This is a genomic window from Palleronia abyssalis (assembly GCF_900302445.1).
GTDB classification, from domain to species: Bacteria; Pseudomonadota; Alphaproteobacteria; order Rhodobacterales; family Rhodobacteraceae; genus Palleronia; species Palleronia abyssalis.
This window is the reverse complement of record NZ_ONZF01000002.1, coordinates 663163-680064: the sequence shown is the minus strand read 5'-3', so window position 1 is coordinate 680064 and position 16902 is coordinate 663163. Positions and strand designations below refer to the sequence as shown.

General features: G+C 65.2%; 18 protein-coding genes. 14 read left to right on the top strand and 4 right to left on the bottom strand.

Translation table 11 applies throughout. The features are described from left to right. Positions 1-71: 71 nt before the first annotated feature. The 9 genes from PAA8504_RS07090 to PAA8504_RS07050 all read left to right on the top strand — a co-directional run bounded on the left by PAA8504_RS07090 (position 72) and on the right by PAA8504_RS07050 (position 10062). Entirely contained in the window at positions 72-779 is a 708-nt protein-coding gene (locus PAA8504_RS07090; protein ID WP_108893440.1) for a DUF484 family protein, read from the top strand. Beyond that, entirely contained in the window at positions 776-1690 is a 915-nt protein-coding gene (locus tag PAA8504_RS07085; RefSeq protein WP_108893439.1) for a tyrosine recombinase XerC, read from the top strand. The genes PAA8504_RS07090 and PAA8504_RS07085 overlap by 4 nt, the downstream gene beginning before the upstream one ends. 104 nt (positions 1691-1794) lie before the next feature. Further along, the gene (locus tag PAA8504_RS07080) at positions 1795-2313 is read left to right on the top strand and encodes a c-type cytochrome (RefSeq protein WP_108893438.1); all 519 of its coding nucleotides are present in this window, start codon (positions 1795-1797) and stop codon (positions 2311-2313) included. A gap of 170 nt (positions 2314-2483) precedes the next feature. After that, complete coding sequence (locus tag PAA8504_RS07075; protein WP_245897548.1) at positions 2484-4406, top strand: extracellular solute-binding protein; 1923 nt, start codon at positions 2484-2486, stop codon at positions 4404-4406. A 3-nt stretch (positions 4407-4409) separates the two neighbouring features. Next, on the top strand, positions 4410-5492 hold the full coding sequence (locus PAA8504_RS07070) for a microcin C ABC transporter permease YejB (RefSeq protein ID WP_108893437.1): 1083 nt from the start codon (positions 4410-4412) through the stop codon (positions 5490-5492). A 1-nt stretch (position 5493) separates the two neighbouring features. Continuing rightward, positions 5494-6708: an ABC transporter permease gene (locus PAA8504_RS07065; protein ID WP_108893436.1), complete on the top strand. Its 1215-nt coding sequence runs from the start codon at positions 5494-5496 to the stop codon at positions 6706-6708. Beyond that, on the top strand, positions 6705-8312 hold the full coding sequence (locus tag PAA8504_RS07060) for an ABC transporter ATP-binding protein (RefSeq protein ID WP_108893435.1): 1608 nt from the start codon (positions 6705-6707) through the stop codon (positions 8310-8312). Before PAA8504_RS07065 ends, PAA8504_RS07060 begins: the two co-directional genes overlap by 4 nt. A gap of 59 nt (positions 8313-8371) precedes the next feature. Continuing rightward, positions 8372-9277, top strand: a complete 906-nt coding sequence (locus tag PAA8504_RS07055) for a diacylglycerol/lipid kinase family protein (protein WP_108893434.1) — start codon at positions 8372-8374, stop codon at positions 9275-9277. Next, positions 9274-10062, top strand: coding sequence for a metallophosphoesterase family protein (locus PAA8504_RS07050; protein WP_108893433.1), 789 nt, complete (start codon positions 9274-9276; stop codon positions 10060-10062). Before PAA8504_RS07055 ends, PAA8504_RS07050 begins: the two co-directional genes overlap by 4 nt. On the opposite strand, the gene PAA8504_RS07045 is transcribed toward PAA8504_RS07050, so the two are convergent. Together PAA8504_RS07045 and PAA8504_RS07040 are read right to left on the bottom strand one after the other, a co-directional pair. Next, positions 10063-11418: a D-alanyl-D-alanine carboxypeptidase family protein gene (locus PAA8504_RS07045; RefSeq protein ID WP_108893432.1), complete on the bottom strand. Its 1356-nt coding sequence runs from the start codon at positions 11416-11418 to the stop codon at positions 10063-10065. It lies immediately after the preceding gene. A 177-nt stretch (positions 11419-11595) separates the two neighbouring features. After that, entirely contained in the window at positions 11596-12294 is a 699-nt protein-coding gene (locus PAA8504_RS07040; RefSeq protein ID WP_108893431.1) for an HAD family hydrolase, read from the bottom strand. Positions 12295-12390: 96 nt separating this feature from the next. Here PAA8504_RS07040 and clpS point away from each other — a divergent pair, with 96 nt between their 5' ends. From clpS to PAA8504_RS07015, 5 genes are read left to right on the top strand one after another with little or no spacing between them, the layout of a single operon-like run. After that, on the top strand, positions 12391-12711 hold the full coding sequence (gene clpS, locus PAA8504_RS07035; RefSeq protein WP_108893430.1) for an ATP-dependent Clp protease adapter ClpS: 321 nt from the start codon (positions 12391-12393) through the stop codon (positions 12709-12711). A gap of 19 nt (positions 12712-12730) precedes the next feature. Further along, on the top strand, positions 12731-13675 hold the full coding sequence (locus tag PAA8504_RS07030) for a class I SAM-dependent methyltransferase (RefSeq protein WP_245897547.1): 945 nt from the start codon (positions 12731-12733) through the stop codon (positions 13673-13675). Positions 13676-13678: 3 nt separating this feature from the next. Next, positions 13679-14488: an SDR family NAD(P)-dependent oxidoreductase gene (locus PAA8504_RS07025; protein WP_108893428.1), complete on the top strand. Its 810-nt coding sequence runs from the start codon at positions 13679-13681 to the stop codon at positions 14486-14488. Positions 14489-14528: 40 nt separating this feature from the next. Beyond that, a complete protein-coding gene (hemF, locus tag PAA8504_RS07020; protein ID WP_108893427.1) occupies positions 14529-15431 on the top strand; it encodes an oxygen-dependent coproporphyrinogen oxidase in 903 nt (300 codons plus the stop codon). A gap of 44 nt (positions 15432-15475) precedes the next feature. Next, positions 15476-15886, top strand: a complete 411-nt coding sequence (locus tag PAA8504_RS07015) for a gamma-glutamylcyclotransferase family protein (RefSeq protein ID WP_108893426.1) — start codon at positions 15476-15478, stop codon at positions 15884-15886. Between the two features lie 6 nt (positions 15887-15892). Here the strand turns inward: PAA8504_RS07015 and PAA8504_RS07010 are convergent, their stop codons facing one another. After that, positions 15893-16195, bottom strand: coding sequence for a hypothetical protein (locus tag PAA8504_RS07010; RefSeq protein WP_108893425.1), 303 nt, complete (start codon positions 16193-16195; stop codon positions 15893-15895). A gap of 106 nt (positions 16196-16301) precedes the next feature. Further along, a complete protein-coding gene (locus PAA8504_RS07005; protein ID WP_281259937.1) occupies positions 16302-16901 on the bottom strand; it encodes a pseudouridine synthase in 600 nt (199 codons plus the stop codon). Between the last annotated feature and the right edge of the window lies 1 nt (position 16902).

Below are 16902 nucleotides of genomic sequence, written 5' to 3'. Positions count from 1 at the left end.
TGCCGACAAACGTCTAGGCCGGGGCGCGGAGGCAGTGCTAGTCTGCCGCAAAACAAAACGAGCAGGTTTACATGAGTACCCATCCCCTGACGGACCCCAAGGTCCGCGACCAGTTGCTGTCCGATCCCGACCAGATCCTTGACGATACCGAACTGATGCGCGTTCTTGCCACCGCCGCCGACGGCGCGCAGGGCAGCAACGTCGTCGACATGCGCGCCATCGCGATGGAACGGCTGGAGGCCCGGCTGGACCGGCTGGAGGACACGCACCGCAACGTGATCGCCGCCGCCTACGAGAACCTCGCCGGCACGAACATGATCCACCGCGCGGTGCTGAACCTGCTAGAGCATGAAGGGTTCGACGCCTTTCTGGGCGCGCTTGCGGGCCCGGTGGCGGACACGCTGCGCGTCGATGGCTGCAAGCTGGTGCTTGAGTCGGGGGGCGACCGGTCGACCGCGCATCTGGGCGAGCTTGAGAACATCCTGGGGCTGGCCGAGCAGGGCTATGTCAGCCTGTTCGCGGGGCTCTCGAAGGGCGGCGCGCCGCGCAAGGTCACCCTGCGCCAGCTGTCCTGCGGGGATCCGGACATCTATGGCGACCGGGCCTGCGCCATGCGGTCCGAGGCGACGCTGGTTCTGGATCTTGGCAAAGGGCGCCTGCCGGGGATGCTTGTGCTGGGGGCCGAGGATCCGCACCAGTTCGCGCCGGGACAGGGGACCGACCTTCTGGGCTTCTTCGCGGGCGTGCTGGAACGGTCGTTGCGCCGCTTTCTGGCGTGATCTCGCCCGGTCTGGCGGACTGCCTTTCGCGCTGGCTGGACTATCTGCGCGGGGTCGAAGGCGCGTCGTCGGCGACCGTCGATGCCTACTGCGCCGACGTCACCGGGTTTCTGGCGTTCCAGGGCGCGCATCTGGGCGAGGAGACAGGGACCGCCCTTCTGGCGCGCATCCGCCTGACCGACATGCGCGCATGGATGGCGGCCGAGCGGGCGGGCGGGCTTCAGGCGCGGTCGCTGGCACGCAAGCTGTCGGCGGTGCGCACTTTCGCCGGATGGCTGTCCGAGCGCGAGGGGATCGACGCCACCGCGATCCTGTCGGCCCGGTCGCCCAAGTTCACCCGCAAGTTGCCACGCCCGATGGAGGTCGAGGCCGCGCGCGACATGATCGGCGCGGTGGAATCGCAGACCGACACGCCGTGGATCGGCGCACGCGACACGGCCGTGCTGACCCTGCTTTGGGGGTGCGGCCTGCGAATCTCGGAAGCGCTGGGGCTGGATGCGGGTGACGCGCCCCTGCCCGCCCGGTTGCGAATCTTCGGCAAGGGCGGGAAAGAGCGGATCGTGCCCGTCCTGCCCGTTGCGCGCGCCGCGGTCGAACGATACCGCGAGATCTGCCCGTTCGAGCTGACCCCCGGCAGCCCCCTGTTCCGGGGTGCGAAGGGCGGGAAGCTGAATGCGCGGCTGATCGCCAAGGCGACCGAACGGGCGCGGATGCAGCTGGGCCTGCCGGCCTCGGCCACACCGCATGCTTTCCGCCATTCCTTCGCGACGCATCTTCTGGCCGCCGGTGGCGATCTGCGCGCAATCCAGGAATTGCTGGGTCACGCGTCGCTTTCGACGACCCAGGCGTATACCGGGGTGGACACCGCGCGCCTGCTGTCAGTCTACGAGAAGGCGCACCCCCGGGGGTGACTTTTGCGCAAACTGGCCTAAAGGTCGCGCCGCTCTGCGCTTGAACAGGGGCGCGGGTTGGGTCTAGAGAGTGCCGGACTTCCGCGAGAGAGGCGAATACCACAATGTTCGACACCATGACCCTGACCAAGATCGTCGGCGGCTTCTGCGGCACCTTCCTGGTGTTCCTGCTTGGCGCTTGGGTGGCCGAGGAAATCTATCACGTCGGCGGCGGTCATGGCGACGGGGAACAGGCCTATTCCATCCCGGTCGAGGATGGCGGCGAGGAAGAGCCGGTGGAAGAAGGCCCCGCGTTCGAGGAGGTCTTCGCCTCGGCCGATGTCGGCGCGGGCGAGCGGGTGTTCGGCAAGTGCCGCGCCTGCCACCAGTTGGAAGAAGGCGCGAACGCGGTCGGCCCCTACCTCTACGGTGTCGTGGGCCGTGATATCGGTGCGGCGGACGGGTACGGTGCCTATTCCGGCGCCCTGTCCGAGGTGGCCGACGTTTGGTCGCCCGAGAACCTGAACCATTTCCTGGAAAACCCGCGCGGCTGGGCGCCCGGCACCTCGATGAGCTTCAACGGCCTGCCGTCGGTCGAGGAGCGCGCGAACCTGATCGCCTATCTCGATACGCTGGACGAGTGACCGCACGTTCCTGCGGCGCGCCAGATGGGGCCGGTCCTTCGCGGGACCGGCTTTTTTCTTTTCATCCGGCCCAACCCGGCGGACGATCACGGAACGATCAACTGGAATTATCTTGAACCTGCCCCAGCTGGGCCTTTAGCTTCCGCAGACGCCTGTGACCGGAGACGCCCATGACCCCGAGACGCCCCCAGCCCGCCCGCGCCCACGCCCGACAGATGCCCGACCTTCGTCCCTGGCTGTGGCGCATGGCCCTGACAGGCGGCGTGATCCTGGCGGGCGCTGCGCAGGTCTTCGCCCAAGGTGCCGAACCGGCGAAGGCCGAGGGAGAGATCATCACGTCGCACGCGTTCTCGGATCTGGGTGCAATCAAGTACGGCCCGGATTTCGAGCAGCTCGACTATGTCAACGTGGATGCGCCGAGCGGCGGCGAATATTCCATCTGGGGCCGCGGGTCGTTCGACAGCATGAACCCCTATTCGCGTCGTGGCCGGTCGCCTGCTCTGTCGACGATCCCCTACGAGCGTCTGATGACCTCGACCGCGGATGACGCATATGCGTCCTACTGCCTTCTTTGCACGACCATCGAATACCCCGAAAGCATGGACTGGGTGATCTTCAACCTGCGCGAGGATGTCACGTTCTCGGACGGGTCGCCCATGACGGCCGAGGATGTCGCGTTCACCTACGACCTGTTCATGGAAGAAGGCTTTCCCTCGTTCCGGATCGCGGTGAAGCGCATGATCCCCGAGGTCGAGGTGCTGGGCCCCCATCGCATCAAGTTCCACTTCAGCCCCGACGTGCCCCGCAAGGGCCTGATCAGCCAGGCCGGTGCGTCCATCGTGTTCCAAAAGAAGTGGTTTGAGGAAACGGGTGCCAGCCTGGACGAAAGCCGCCTGACCCAATCGCCAGGCACCGGCCCCTACATGATTTCCGAGGTAGATGCCCCCCGGCGCATCGTCGCCAGCCGCAATCCCGACTATTGGGGTGAAGGCCTGCCTCTGAACAAGGGGCGGTTCAACTATGACAGTATCCGGCAGGAGTTCTTCGCCGATTCCAACGCCGCGCTCGAGGCGTTCAAGGCCGGCGAATACACCTTCCGGCAGGAAACGAGTTCCCTCACCTGGGCCACGCAATACGACTTCCCCGCGATCGACGACGGCACCATCGTCAAGGAAGAGCTGCCCAACGGCGCCCTGCCCGTGGCCAGCGGGTTCGTCTTCAACCTGCGCAAGGAAAAGTTCCAGGACCCCCGCGTGCGCAAGGCGCTGGGGCTGATGTTCAACTTCACCTGGACGAACGAGACGCTGCAATACGGCCTGTTCGCCCAGCGGCAATCGTTCTGGCAGAATTCGGACCTGGAGGCCGAGGGCGTACCGCAGGGGCTGGAGCTTCAGTATCTTCAAGCCGTGTCGGACATGATCGACCCCGAGATCCTGGAAGGCGACGCGTTCGTCCAGTCCCCCGGCGGGTCGCGCCAGCTGGACCGCGGCAACCTGCGCGAGGCCGCCGATTTGCTGGAAGAGGCGGGGTGGGAAGCGGGCGATGACGGAGTGCGCCGCAAGGACGGCGAGGTCCTGTCGGTCGAGTTCATCGAGAACAACCCAAGCTTCGACCGCATCATCCTGCCTTACGTCGACAACCTGCAACGGCTGGGCGTGCAGGCGACCTACAACCGGATCGACGACGCGCAATATACCGATCGGGTGCGTGGGCACGATTTCGATATGATCTTCGACAGCTATACCAACAGCCTGGAAGAAGGCGTGGGCATCAGTCAGCGCTATGGCTGCGAGGACCGCGACGACGTGTTCAACCCCGCGGGCTATTGCAGCGAAGCGGTGGACCGCCTGATCGAGGAGCTTCAGGAAACCGATACCGCCGAGGAAATGCAGGCCTATGTCCGGGCCATCGACCGGATCATGCGCCACGCCTATTTCATGGTGCCGGTCTGGTACAACGACACGCATTGGGTCGCCTATTACGACATGTACGAGTATCCCGACACGATCCCGCCCTACGATCTGGGCAGCGACAATTTCTGGTGGATCGACGCCGACAGGGCGAACGCCTTGAGGGAATCGGGCGCGCTCTGATCCATGGCCGCCTACATCCTCAGACGACTGCTGCTGATCATTCCGACGCTGTTCGGGATCATGGTGGTCAATTTCGTTCTCACTCAGTTCGTGCCGGGCGGCCCGATCGAGCAGGTGCTGGCCCAGCTTGAAGGGTCCGGCGACGTGTTCGAGGGGATCGCCGGTGGAGCGGGCGATGCCGCCGCGGGGGCGACGGATACCGACGCCTATACCGGGTCACGCGGCCTGCCGCCCGAATTCATCGCCGAGCTGGAGCGCGAGTTCGGCTTCGACAAGCCGCCGCTGCAACGCTTCATCGACATGATGTGGAACTACATCCGCTTCGATTTCGGCGAGAGCTATTTCCGCTCGATCAGCGTCATCGACCTGGTGATCGAGAAGCTGCCCGTGTCGATCACGCTGGGGCTGTGGTCGACGGTGATCGCCTACATCGTTTCGATCCCGCTGGGCATCCGCAAGGCGGTCAGCGACGGGTCGCAGTTCGACACCTGGACCAGCGCACTGATCATCGTGGCCTACGCGATCCCGGGCTTCCTGTTCGCGATCCTGCTGCTGGTGCTGTTCGCGGGCGGGTCGTACTTCCAGATCTTCCCGCTGCGCGGGCTGACCTCGGACAATTTCGAGAATCTCAGCCTTCTGGGCAAGGCGGGCGACTATATCTGGCACATCACGTTGCCGGTTCTGGCCTCGACCATCTCTGCCTTTGCGACGCTGACGCTTCTGACCAAGAACAGCTTCCTGGACGAGATCAAGAAGCAGTACGTCGTGACCGCGCGGGCCAAGGGGCTGAAGGAGTCGAAGGTCCTGTATGGCCACGTCTTCCGCAACGCGATGCTGATCATCATCGCGGGCTTCCCGTCGGTGTTCATCGGGGTGTTCTTCGCAGGCTCGCTGATCATCGAGACGATCTTCTCGCTCGACGGTCTGGGGCGGCTGGGGTTCGAGGCTGCGGTGGCCCGCGACTATCCGGTGATCTTCGGCACGCTGTTCTTCTTCGGGCTGATTTCGCTGGTCGTGGGGATCGTGTCGGACCTGATGTATGTCTTCGTCGATCCCCGCATCGACTTCGAGACGCGGGAGGGCTGAGATGAGCAATATCGACCGCCATTCCGAACACGGCCCGACCGAGCCGGGGCTGGAAAGCCCTGCCCCCTATCCCTCACCCGGGCATGACGCACCGCCACCCGTCAGCCCGCGGCGTCGGCGTCCGACCCTGTCGCCGCTGAACCAGCGTCGCTGGCGGAACTTTCGCAAGAACGGGCGGGCCTTCTGGTCGCTGATCCTGTTCGCGGTGATCTTCGGGCTTTCGCTGTTTGCCGAGTTCATCGCCAACGACAAGCCGATCCTCGTCAGCTATGACGGCGAGCTCTACACGCCGATCTTCAGCTTCTATCCCGAAACGGCCTTCGGCGGGGATTTCCGGACCGAGGCCGTCTATTCCGACATCGAGGTGCAGTGCCTGATCAAGTCGGGCGGGCTGGAGGAGTGTTTCGACGACCCCGAAGCCATCGTCGCAGACGGGCGCGTGGCCGACGGGGCCGAGGGGGGCTGGCTTCTGTGGCCGCCGATCCCCTACAGCTACGACACGATCAACGACATCGGCGGGGCCGCGCCCTCGGCCCCCGACGCGATGCACATCCTTGGGACCGACGACACCGCCCGCGACGTGGCCGCAAGGGTGATCTATGGCTTCCGGCTGTCGATCCTGTTCACGCTGATCGTGACGGTCCTGACCTCGATCATCGGGATCCTCGCGGGCGCGGTTCAGGGCTTCTTCGGCGGCAAGACAGACCTGATCTTTCAGCGCGTGATCGAGATCTGGGTCTCGACCCCCTCGCTTTATGTCATCATCATCCTGTTCGCGATATTGGGGCGTGGCTTCTGGCTGCTTGTGTTCGTCACAGTGCTGTTCGGCTGGCCCGCCCTTGTCGGCGTGGTCCGGGCCGAGTTCCTGCGCGCCCGTAATTTCGAATATGTCCGCGCAGCGCGTGCGCTGGGTGTGTCGAACTGGACAATCATGTTCCGCCACATGCTGCCCAACGCCATGGTCGCGACGGTCACCATGCTGCCCTTCATCATCACCGGCACGATCAGCACACTGGCCAGCCTGGATTTCCTTGGCTTCGGCCTGCCGTCGTCGGCCCCGTCGCTGGGCGAACTGACCTTGCAGGCCAAGCAGAACCTGCAGGCGCCGTGGCTGGGCTTTACCGCCTTCTTCACGTTCGCGATCATGCTGTCGCTGCTGGTCTTCATCTTCGAGGGGATCCGCGACGCGTTCGACCCCAGAAAGACGTTTCAATGAGCGAACCGGTCCTTCAGGTGAACGACCTGCACGTCAAGTTCCGCCAGGACGGGGTCGAGACCCACGCCGTGCGCGGTGTGTCCTTCACGGTCGGACAGGGCGAAACCGTGGCCCTGGTGGGCGAGTCGGGGTCCGGGAAGTCGGTCACGGCCCTGTCCACGGTCGAGCTTCTGGGCGGGGCGGCGCATGTCTCGGGGTCGACCACGTTCCGCGGGCAAGAGCTTGTCGGCGCGTCCGAGAAGGTGCTGCGCAAGGTCCGGGGCAACGACATCAGCTTCATCTTTCAGGAGCCGATGACCTCGCTGAACCCGCTGCACACGCTGGAGCGGCAGTTGGAGGAATCGCTGGCGCTGCATCAGGGGATCACCGGCGCAGCTGCGCGGACGCGGATCATCGAACTGCTGACCCAGGTCGGCATCAACGATCCCGAAAGTCGTCTGGGCGCCTATCCGCACCAGCTTTCGGGCGGGCAGAGGCAGCGGGTGATGATCGCCATGGCGCTGGCCAACCGCCCCGACCTTCTGATCGCCGACGAGCCGACGACCGCGCTGGACGTCACGATCCAGGCGCAGATCCTCGAACTTCTGCAAGAGCTGAAGGAGCGTGAGGGCCTGTCGATGCTGTTCATCACGCACGACCTGACCATCGTGCGCCAGATCGCCGACCGCGTCTGCGTCATGAAGAACGGCGAGATCGTGGAACACGGCCCGACGACCGAGATCTTCGACCGCCCCCAGCATCCCTATACGCAAATGCTGCTGGCCGCCGAATCCACCGGCACCCCCACCCCGGTCCCACAGGGTGCCGAGACAATCGCCGAGACGAAGGATCTGCGCATCTGGTTCCCGATCCAGCGCGGGTTCCTGCGCCGCACCGTCGGCCATGTGAAGGCCGTCAACGCCGCCACCCTGTCCGTTCGGCAGGGCGAGACGGTGGGCGTCGTGGGTGAATCCGGCTCGGGCAAGACCACGTTGGCACTGGCGGTCATGCGGCTGATCGGGTCCGAGGGGCCAATCGTCTTCATGGGGCGCGACATTCAGGGGCTGAAGGGCGGCCAGATGCGTCCCCTGCGCGCGGACATGCAGATCGTGTTCCAGGACCCGTTCGGATCGCTGAGCCCGCGCATGACGGTCGAAGAGATCATCGCCGAAGGGCTGGGGATCCACGGCACCCGCGAAGGGCAGAGCAAGCACCAGATGGTGGCCGACATCATGCGCGAGGTCGGCCTGGATCCGGCCACGATGCAACGCTATCCGCATGAGTTCTCGGGCGGCCAGCGCCAGCGCATCGCGATCGCGCGCGCCATGATCCTGCGGCCCAAGCTAGTGGTTCTGGACGAGCCGACCAGCGCGCTGGACATGACCGTGCAGGTCCAGATCGTGGAACTGCTGCGCGATCTGCAGAAGCGATACAAGCTGGCCTACATCTTCATCAGCCACGATCTGAAGGTGGTCCGCGCCCTGTCCCACAAGGTGATGGTCATGCAGAAGGGCGACGTGGTCGAGGCCGGCCCCGTCGACCAGATCTTCGACGCGCCCCAGACCGAGTATACCCGCCAGTTGATGGCGGCGGCGTTCGGAAATCGTGCAGGCTCGGCCGCCTGACGGCGCAACGAAACGCTTGGGCTGCGCGTTGACCGGTGCAAACAGGGGCACCGCCGATCATGTATCAAAAAGTCTGTCTGATCGCGAACAAGGCGTCGGGCCAAAATAGTCGCGACGCCGAGGCCATCGACCGCGCAATGCGGGTCTTCGGGGACGGCGCGTGGCGCGTGGACTGGGACCCGTCGACCGACATCGGCGCGACCGTCGAAGGGGCATTGAAAGACGACCCTGAGATCGTGATCGCCGCCGGGGGTGACGGCACTGTGATGGCCGTGGCCGGTGCGCTTCTGGGCAAGTGCACGCCCATGGGCGTGCTTCCGCTGGGCACGTTCAACTATTTCTCGCGCGGGCTTGGCCTGTCGGAAGAGCCCGAGGAGGCAGCGCGCCAGCTTCTGTCGGGCACACCGCACCCGATCCGGATCGGAACCGTCAACGGGCAGGCGTTCCTCAACAACGCCTCTCTGGGGATCTATCCCGCGATCCTGCGCGAGCGCGAGACGGTCTATTCCCGCTGGGGCCGGTTCCGGCTGGCGGCCCACTGGTCGGTGATCAAGACGTTCCTAAAGTTCCGCAAGCCGATGAAGGTCACGATCACCACAAACGGGGACGCGCGGACCCAGCGGTCGGCCCTGATCTTCGTCGCCCGGTCCGCCTATCAACTGAACAGCTTCCACATCGAGGGGGAGGAGGCGATCGACAAGGACAAGTTCGCGGTCCTGATCTCGCGTGCCGAAACGCGGTGGGAGCTTTTCGCAATGACCTTCCGGCTGGCGTTTCTGGGCCCATTGCGGGGCAAGGATTACGAGCTTTTGACCACCGAAAGCTGCGAGATCGACGTCCACCGCAAGAAGCGCACCCTGCTCGCTTTCGACGGCGAGAAACGGCGCGAGCGCGGGCCGTTCAAGTTCCGCATGTCCGATGACAACCTGACTATCCTGTTACCCGAAGGCCACGCAGACGCATGATACGAATCCTCCACCTCTCGGACCTTCATTTCGGACGCGACCGGCCTGAACTGGAAGGCCCCCTGGTCCATACCGTGAACCGCCTGGCCCCCGATCTGGTGGCCATTTCGGGCGATTTCACGCAGCGCGCGCGGCGGGGCCAGTTCGAGCGGGCGCGCGCCTTCGTGGACCAGCTGGCGCCCGAGACGCTGTCGGTGCCGGGCAACCACGATACGCCGCTGGACAACCTGTTCCTGCGGTTCCTGAAGCCCTTCCACCGCTACAAGACGTTCATCGATCGGAACCTCGAACCATCACTGGAGACGGACGAGATGGTGGTGACCGGCGTGAACACGGTGAACCGGTTCTCGTGGCAGCGGGGGCGGCTGTCGCGGCGAACGATCCGCAAGGTCGCCAGAAGCTTCCAGACCGCTGGGGACCGTTTGCGGGTGGTCGTGCTGCACCACCCCTTGGAACACGGCCCCGAAGTGGACAAGCGGCTGATGCGCGGGGCGAACGCGGCACTGACCGCGTTGAACGATGCGGGTGCGGACGTGGTCCTGTCGGGACATCTGCACAACACGGTGACGCGGCCCTTCGCCATCGCGCCGGGATGCCTGTTCGTTCAGGCCGGCACCGGCCTGTCGAACCGCCTGAGGGGAGAGCCCAATACCTTCAACCTGCTGACCGCCAGCCGCGAAAAGATCGAGATCGATACATTTTCCGCCGGGGACGACGCGGTGTTCGACGTCCGCGGGCGCAGGACGTTCACCCGCTCGGCCGAGGCCGCGTGGGTCGCAGATTGATCAGCCCGGCCCGAGCGTGTTGCAGTTGACGTCGCGGGCGGCCAGACGCACGCACGCCATGGACGCGCGTTCCTGGGTCATGCCGACGAAGTTCGCCTCCCAGCCCTGAGGGCTGCGCACGACCTTGCGCAGGGCGTCTTCCAGCGTCGTGATCTCGGTCAGGGCGGTTTTCAGAAGCTCTTGCTCGGCCTGGTAGCGGGTGCCGTAGCGCCCGATATTGATCCCGTAGTGACGCCCGCCCGAGCTGGACATCCGGGTTACGATCTCTCCCTCCGTCGGCCGGGTCGGGGGCTCGGGGGACACGGCGACGATCTGCGTTTCCGGCACGGCTTGGGGCGAGGGCGTGACGTTCGCCACCTCGGGCACGACGCGGGAAATGGAATCGGAGACCGCTTGCGCGATCAGGTCGGGGTCGACGGCCGGCTCGCGCGAGGGACGCAGGCTGGGGCGCAGGGACCGGGCGACGGCGACAGAACCGGTCGCCGTGGCGGTCGAATAGTTCGGCGGTGGCGGCTTGCGGACGGCGACGCGCGACGGCGCGCGGGCGAAGCCAAGGTCCAGAAGCTCGGCCACCTTCGCGTTACGTGAGGCGGTGGACCGCCCACCGAAGACGGTGGCGATGACGCGCTCTCCGCCCCGCTCGGCCGAGGCAACGAGGTTGAACCCGGCGGCATTGGTGAAGCCCGTCTTGATCCCGTCCGCGCCCTTGTAGGCGGCCAGGAAACGGCGGTTCGTGTTGTTGACCGTCATCATGCCGGCATCGGTGCTCTGGCGTGAGAACAGGTTGTAATACTGCGGAAAATCGTAAAACAGCCGCCGCCCCATCATCGTCATGTCGCGCGCGGTCGACAGGTGCCCTTCCTGCGTCAGACCATGGGCGTTCTTGAAGGTCGTCCGCGTCATGCCCAGCGCCTGCGCCGTCCGGGTCATCCGCTGCGCGAAGGCCGCTTCCGAGCCCGAGATCGCCTCGCCCAGTGCGGTGGCCGCGTCGTTGGCGGATTTCACGCCGGCCGCGCGGATCAAATAGCGCAGGGCGATCTTCTGACCGGCGCGCAGACCCAGTTTCGACGGCGGCTCGGACGCAGCGTGGCTGGAGATCGTGACGACCGTATCGGCCGAAATCTCGCCGCGGGTGATCGCTTCGAACACCACGTAGAGGGTCATCATCTTGGTCAGGGATGCCGGATGAAGACGCGAGTCGGCATTGCTTTCGTGCAACACTTCGCCGGACCGGGCGTCGATCACCATTGCTGCGTAGGGCGCCGCAACCAGAGGCGTCGCAAACACCAGAACACAGGTCGAAAGCACCCCGAACAGGGTGAGAAGCCGTTGGTACATCACGGGTAACTGCCTCATCTGCCTCGGCGGCCGATTCTTTTGCGATCGGTCCGCTTCCAAAATTTGATTTAGCACAGCTTTTCGCCGCGAGAAACCGTGCAAAATGAGCACATTGACCGATTTACATCAGCCGCCACATCTTGCGGTAGAACTGCCGCCCGGCACCATACCTCGATCCGAGGCCTTGGACTGTGGTCAGGTCAGCCCCGCGATCAAATCCGGCAAATGCCCCAGATCCGCGATTTCGTGATATCTCGACCGCTCCTGTGGCGGATCTGCATGCTCTATTTCCCAGGCCAGACCGTGGGGGACAAAGACACCATGGCCGCCCGCGTCAATCATCGGCAGCACGTCGGACTTCATCGAATTGCCCGCCATCAGCCCCTGTTCAGCCCCGTCCGCATGCGTGGCGAAGATTCGGGCATAGGTCTCAGGGCGTTTGTCCGACACGATCTCGACCCCGTCGAACCAGTCGCCCATGCCCGATTGGGCCAGCTTGCGCTCCTGATCCAGAAGGTCGCCCTTGGTGATCAGAAGCAGGCGATAGCGCCCGTGCAGCGCCTCGACCGCGTGTTCGGCACCGGGCAGAAGCTCGATCGGGTGGGACAGCATCTCCTGCCCCGCCTCGATGATGCCCCGCATCACGTGGCCCGGCGCGCGGTTGTCCGTCACGTCCAGCGCCGTTTCGATCATGGACAACATGAAGCCCTTGATGCCGAACCCGTAGCGACCAAGGTTGCGCCGCTCGGCCTCGAGCAGACGTTCGGCCAGGTGATCAGGCGGAGCATGATCGGCAAGAAGTTCGGCAAAGCGCCCTTCCGTCATCTTGAAGAACCGCTCATTATGCCAGAGTGTGTCGTCCGCATCGAAGCCGATGGTGGTGATCGTGGGCATGGTCCCTCTTTTCCCCCGGGGCTGCGCCCTTATATTGACGCGGCACGCTTCACGATTAACCGATACGGGCCAAACGTGACCAGAGAACCCTTCCTCATGGCGAACAAACCCAAGGATGACGACGGCGATGCCGGCGTCGTGCTGGAGACCAAGCCGAAGACGAAGCGCCCGCCGCTTTACAAGGTGCTGATCCTGAACGACGACTACACTCCGATGGAGTTCGTGGTCCATGTGCTGGAGCGGTTCTTCGGACTGAACCACGCACAGGCGTTCGAAATCATGCTCACCGTGCACAAGAAGGGTCTGGCGGTGGTCGGCGTCTTCTCGTTCGAGGTGGCGGAAACCAAGGTCACGCAGGTGATGGATTTCGCCCGGCGCCACCAGCATCCGCTGCAATGCACCATGGAAAAGGAATAGTCGGCTGCTCTCGGCGCGCTTGCCCCTTGCCGCCGCGGACGGCCTTCTGGTCCCGCCCGTCCTTCTGGTGAACCCGCCCGGGGGGACGGAGGTCGCGGATCTTCCCGGCCCCGTGGCTGTCACCCACGACACACAGCCCGAGCGCGACTGGTTCGCCGGCGTCGCCGAAATGCGCGACCGGATCGAAGGCCCTGCGGGATGCGTCGTCGTCACCCTGCCCCGCGCGCGTGAGGCGGGGCGCGACATGATCGCGCAGGCGATGGCGTTGGGCGTGCCAGTTTTGGTGGACGGCCAGAAGACCGACGGCGCGGATGCCATGCTGAAGGAATGTCGCAAGCGCGGGACGGTGGGGGCCGTGATCGCCAAGGCGCATGGCAAGCTGTTCGTGATCGAAGGCGGCGATTTCGACGATTGGCGGGCCGCGCCCCGGACGGCCGACGGGTTCCTGACACCGCCTGGCGGGTTTTCGACCGACGGGATCGATCCGGGCTCGCGGTTGCTGATCGACGCGCTGCCCCCGCTGAAGGGTCACGTCGTGGACCTGGGCGCGGGCTGGGGGGCGCTGTCGAAGGCGATCCTGCAAAGCGGCGACGTCACGGACTGCGACCTAGTCGAGGCGCACCGACCGTCGCTGGACTGCGCGCGTCGTAACCTGGACGATCCGCGGGCGCGGTTCCACTGGGCGGACGCGACCGCCTGGACACCCGGGAGCAAGGTCGACCACGTCGTCACCAACCCGCCGTTCCACAGGGGGCGTGCGGGCGATCCGCATCTGGGGCGTGCCTTCCTGGCCACGGCGGCGGCTTGTCTTGCCCCGCGCGGGGTCCTGTGGCTCGTGGCCAACCGGCATCTTCCCTACGAATCCACGCTCGACTCGTTGTTTTCCGAGGTAACCGAGCTTCCCGGAAGTTCGGCCTTCAAATTGTTTCGCGCCGCGCGCGTGCGCGGCCCTCGCCGAGGCTGACCCATGACCCTATCCATCGCAGGCAAGACCGCCATCGTCACGGGGGCGGCCAATGGCGTCGGTCTCGCCGTTGCGCGCCATTTCATAGACAAGGGCGCGAACGTCATGATGACGGATCTCGACGAGGCGACGCTGAAGAACGAAATCGGCGAGATGGACGACGAGGGCGGCACCGCCCGTTATTTCGCCGGCGACCTGCGCGAGAAACTGACCATCGCGAACCTTCTGTCGGCCACGCTGGACGCGTTCGACCGGATCGACATCCTGGTGAACGCCTCGCGCCAGATGGAGATCAGCGACCCCCTCGACCCCGAGGACGGGATGCTGGAGACGCTGATGGAGCAGAACCTGATGACCGCACTGCGCCTGTCCCAGACCGTTGCGCGGCGGATGATACGGCAGGCGAAGGAGGAAGGGCGCGACGACGAGCCGCTGGGTTCGATCATCAACCTGTCGTCCATTGCCGCGCGGCGGACGCAGCCGGATCTTCTGGCCTACTCCATCTCGACCGCGGCACTGGATCAGGCGACGCGCAACCTGGCCGTCGCGCTGGCGCCGCACCGCATCCGGGTGAACGCCATCGCCTTCGGATCGGTCATGTCGGCCTCGCTGAAGGGGGCGATCAAGCAGGATTCGGACCTGCGCACCGAGATCATCGAGGCAACGCCGCTGCACCGCATCGCGTCCGCCGGGGAGGTGGCCGAGGCGGTGCAGTTCCTGGCCTCGGACGGGGCGGGGTTCGTCACCGGAGAGATCCTGACCGTGGATGGCGGCCGCTCCCTTCTGGACACGGTCGAGGCGGCGGCGCACTAGGCGCTTTCCCCCTTCGTCGGGCCTTGCTACGACTGCGGCCATGACCGATCACACACCCGATTTCGCCGCCGAGAAAGCCCGCGCCGCCGCCTGGTTCCGCGAGCTGAGGGACACCATCGTCGAAGCCTTCGAGGCGATGGAGGACAGCCACGCCGAGGGGCCGTTCTCCGCCGCCGCACCGGGGCGGTTCGAGGTGACTCAGACTAGCCGCACCTCGGATGATGGATCCGACGCAGGCGGCGGCTTGATGAGCGTGATGCGCAACGGCCGCGTGTTCGAGAAGGTCGGCGTCAACGTGTCCGAGGTCTATGGCACCTTGGGCGAAGCGGCACAAAGTTCGATGGCGGCGCGGAAGGGCTTGCCCGGCATGGCCGAAGACCCGCGCTTCTGGGCCAGCGGCATCAGCCTGGTCGCCCACATGCAGAACCCGCACGTGCCGGCCGTCCACATGAACACGCGCATGTTCTGGACGCCCCATGCCTGGTGGTTCGGCGGCGGGTCGGACCTGAACCCGGCGCTGGAATATGCCGAGGATACCCAGCATTTCCACCACCAGCAGCGGCGGCATCTGGACCCGCACGGGGCCGATCTTTACCCGCGGCTGAAGGACTGGGCGGACGAGTATTTCTTCATTCCCCACCGCAATCGCGCGCGGGGTGTCGGCGGCATCTTCATGGACGACCACTGCACCGGCGACTGGGAATCCGACTTTGCGCTGACCCAGGATATCGGTCGGGCGTTCCTGCCCGCCTTCCTGCCCCTGGTGGACCGGCGGAGGACCCAGCCCTTCACCGAAGACGACCGAGAAGCGCAATTGATCCATCGCGGTGTCTATGCCGAATACAACCTCGTCTACGACCGCGGAACGAAATTCGGCCTTCAGACGGGGCACGATCCGTCGGCAGTCCTGATGAGCCTGCCGCCATTGGCAAAATGGGTTTGAGGGGGAGGTTGGATTTTCCCACCCTTCGCGGCTAAGTCAGGCGAATGGAAAACGACCCCTTCATCGGCCACCGAGTCTTCGTCTATGGCACCCTCCGCCGCGGTTTCGTGAACAACGAGGCGACGCTTGCCTTCCGGAACGGTGCGACCTTCTTGTCCGAAGGGCGCGTTCCCGGAACGATGTATTCGGTCGGATGGTATCCCGCGTTGATCGAAGACGGTGACGGGCATGTGACTGGCGAGGTCTGGGAGATTTCCGAACCCGGGATCATGCACCTTCTGGACGAGTACGAGGGGCTCTTCGATGAGGGGCCACCCGAATATCAGCGCGCGATCAGGGCCGTCGACACCCCGACCGGCCCGATCGACGCCTGGGTCTATATCTATGCGCACGAGGTGAACCCCATGCACCTGATCCCCACCGGCAACTGGGCCGATGCGTTCAACGATGCCTGAGCGGGATCAGCCGACGCAGCGATAGAGCGGAATCAACGGCACGTTGCCGTCGAACCGGACCGAATATGTGCCGACCGTCACATGGGTGCCGCGCCCGGTCCAGTACCACGTCCCGCGCCCCTTGCCCGGAATCTCTGCCGCACATTCGTCGCTGAGCAGGATGGTCTGCGACTTGCCCGACAGACGGCTGCCCGACGGGCCCGACGTCTCGGCATAGACTGTGCCGTCTTCGGCGACCAAGGCCCGTTCTGCATGGACCGGCCCAGCCAGAAAGGCGGCGGCGATAAGAGCTGCGAATCTTGCCTGCATATCGATGTCCTCGTGGTTTTTCCGGCACCGTTACAGCAAGTCGCTCTCGTGTCGTTAGTTCGCGCCCCGGCCGCGCCGCGATTTTGCCATCATCGTCGCGACACGATCACAGTGGCGGAACCTCGCCGAGGTCCACCTCCCGCCATGCGCCGGGGTCGAGCTTGCCCACCTCTATGCCCCCGATCGACCAGCGCACCAGCCGCAAGCAAGGCAGCCCCACGGCGGCGGTCATGCGGCGCACCTGCCGGTTGCGCCCTTCGCGTATTGTCAGGCCAAGCCACGCATCCGGCACGGATTTTCGTTCGCGGACCGGCGGATCCCGGGGCCACAACGCCGGAGGGTCCAGCCGCGAAACCTCGGCCGGTAGGGTCGGTCCGTCATTCAGATCGACGCCGGTGGTCAGAGCACGGAGCTGGTCGTCCGTGGGTGTGCCTTCGACCTGAACAAGGTAGGTCTTGGGCATCTTGTGCCTGGGATGCGTCAGCCGCGCCTGAAGTTTGCCATCATTCGTCAGAAGCAGAAGGCCTTCCGAATCGCGGTCCAGCCGCCCGGCCGGATACAGGCCTGGCAGATCCAGATGCCGCCCCAACCCAGGCCATTTCCCGTCATCGGTGAACTGCGACAGGACGTTCATCGGCTTGTTGAGCGCCACCAGCCGGGCGGGACCGGACTGTTTCGCGCGGGGGCGGGGGCGGGCTCTGGACACG

Excerpts from the sequence above, each read along its gene's own strand:
- PAA8504_RS07090 (WP_108893440.1), top strand. The coding sequence starts at position 72 with ATGAGTACCCATCCCCTGACGGACCCCAAGGTCCGCGACCAGTTGCTG.
- PAA8504_RS07080 (WP_108893438.1), top strand. The coding sequence starts at position 1,795 with ATGTTCGACACCATGACCCTGACCAAGATCGTCGGCGGCTTCTGCGGC.
- PAA8504_RS07075 (WP_245897548.1), top strand. The coding sequence starts at position 2,484 with ATGACCCCGAGACGCCCCCAGCCCGCCCGCGCCCACGCCCGACAGATG.
- PAA8504_RS07070 (WP_108893437.1), top strand. The coding sequence starts at position 4,410 with ATGGCCGCCTACATCCTCAGACGACTGCTGCTGATCATTCCGACGCTG.
- PAA8504_RS07065 (WP_108893436.1), top strand. The coding sequence starts at position 5,494 with ATGAGCAATATCGACCGCCATTCCGAACACGGCCCGACCGAGCCGGGG.
- PAA8504_RS07060 (WP_108893435.1), top strand. The coding sequence starts at position 6,705 with ATGAGCGAACCGGTCCTTCAGGTGAACGACCTGCACGTCAAGTTCCGC.
- PAA8504_RS07055 (WP_108893434.1), top strand. The coding sequence starts at position 8,372 with ATGTATCAAAAAGTCTGTCTGATCGCGAACAAGGCGTCGGGCCAAAAT.
- PAA8504_RS07050 (WP_108893433.1), top strand. The coding sequence starts at position 9,274 with ATGATACGAATCCTCCACCTCTCGGACCTTCATTTCGGACGCGACCGG.
- PAA8504_RS07045 (WP_108893432.1), bottom strand. The coding sequence starts at position 11,418 with ATGAGGCAGTTACCCGTGATGTACCAACGGCTTCTCACCCTGTTCGGG.
- PAA8504_RS07040 (WP_108893431.1), bottom strand. The coding sequence starts at position 12,294 with ATGCCCACGATCACCACCATCGGCTTCGATGCGGACGACACACTCTGG.
- clpS (WP_108893430.1), top strand. The coding sequence starts at position 12,391 with ATGGCGAACAAACCCAAGGATGACGACGGCGATGCCGGCGTCGTGCTG.
- PAA8504_RS07025 (WP_108893428.1), top strand. The coding sequence starts at position 13,679 with ATGACCCTATCCATCGCAGGCAAGACCGCCATCGTCACGGGGGCGGCC.
- hemF (WP_108893427.1), top strand. The coding sequence starts at position 14,529 with ATGACCGATCACACACCCGATTTCGCCGCCGAGAAAGCCCGCGCCGCC.
- PAA8504_RS07015 (WP_108893426.1), top strand. The coding sequence starts at position 15,476 with ATGGAAAACGACCCCTTCATCGGCCACCGAGTCTTCGTCTATGGCACC.
- PAA8504_RS07010 (WP_108893425.1), bottom strand. The coding sequence starts at position 16,195 with ATGCAGGCAAGATTCGCAGCTCTTATCGCCGCCGCCTTTCTGGCTGGG.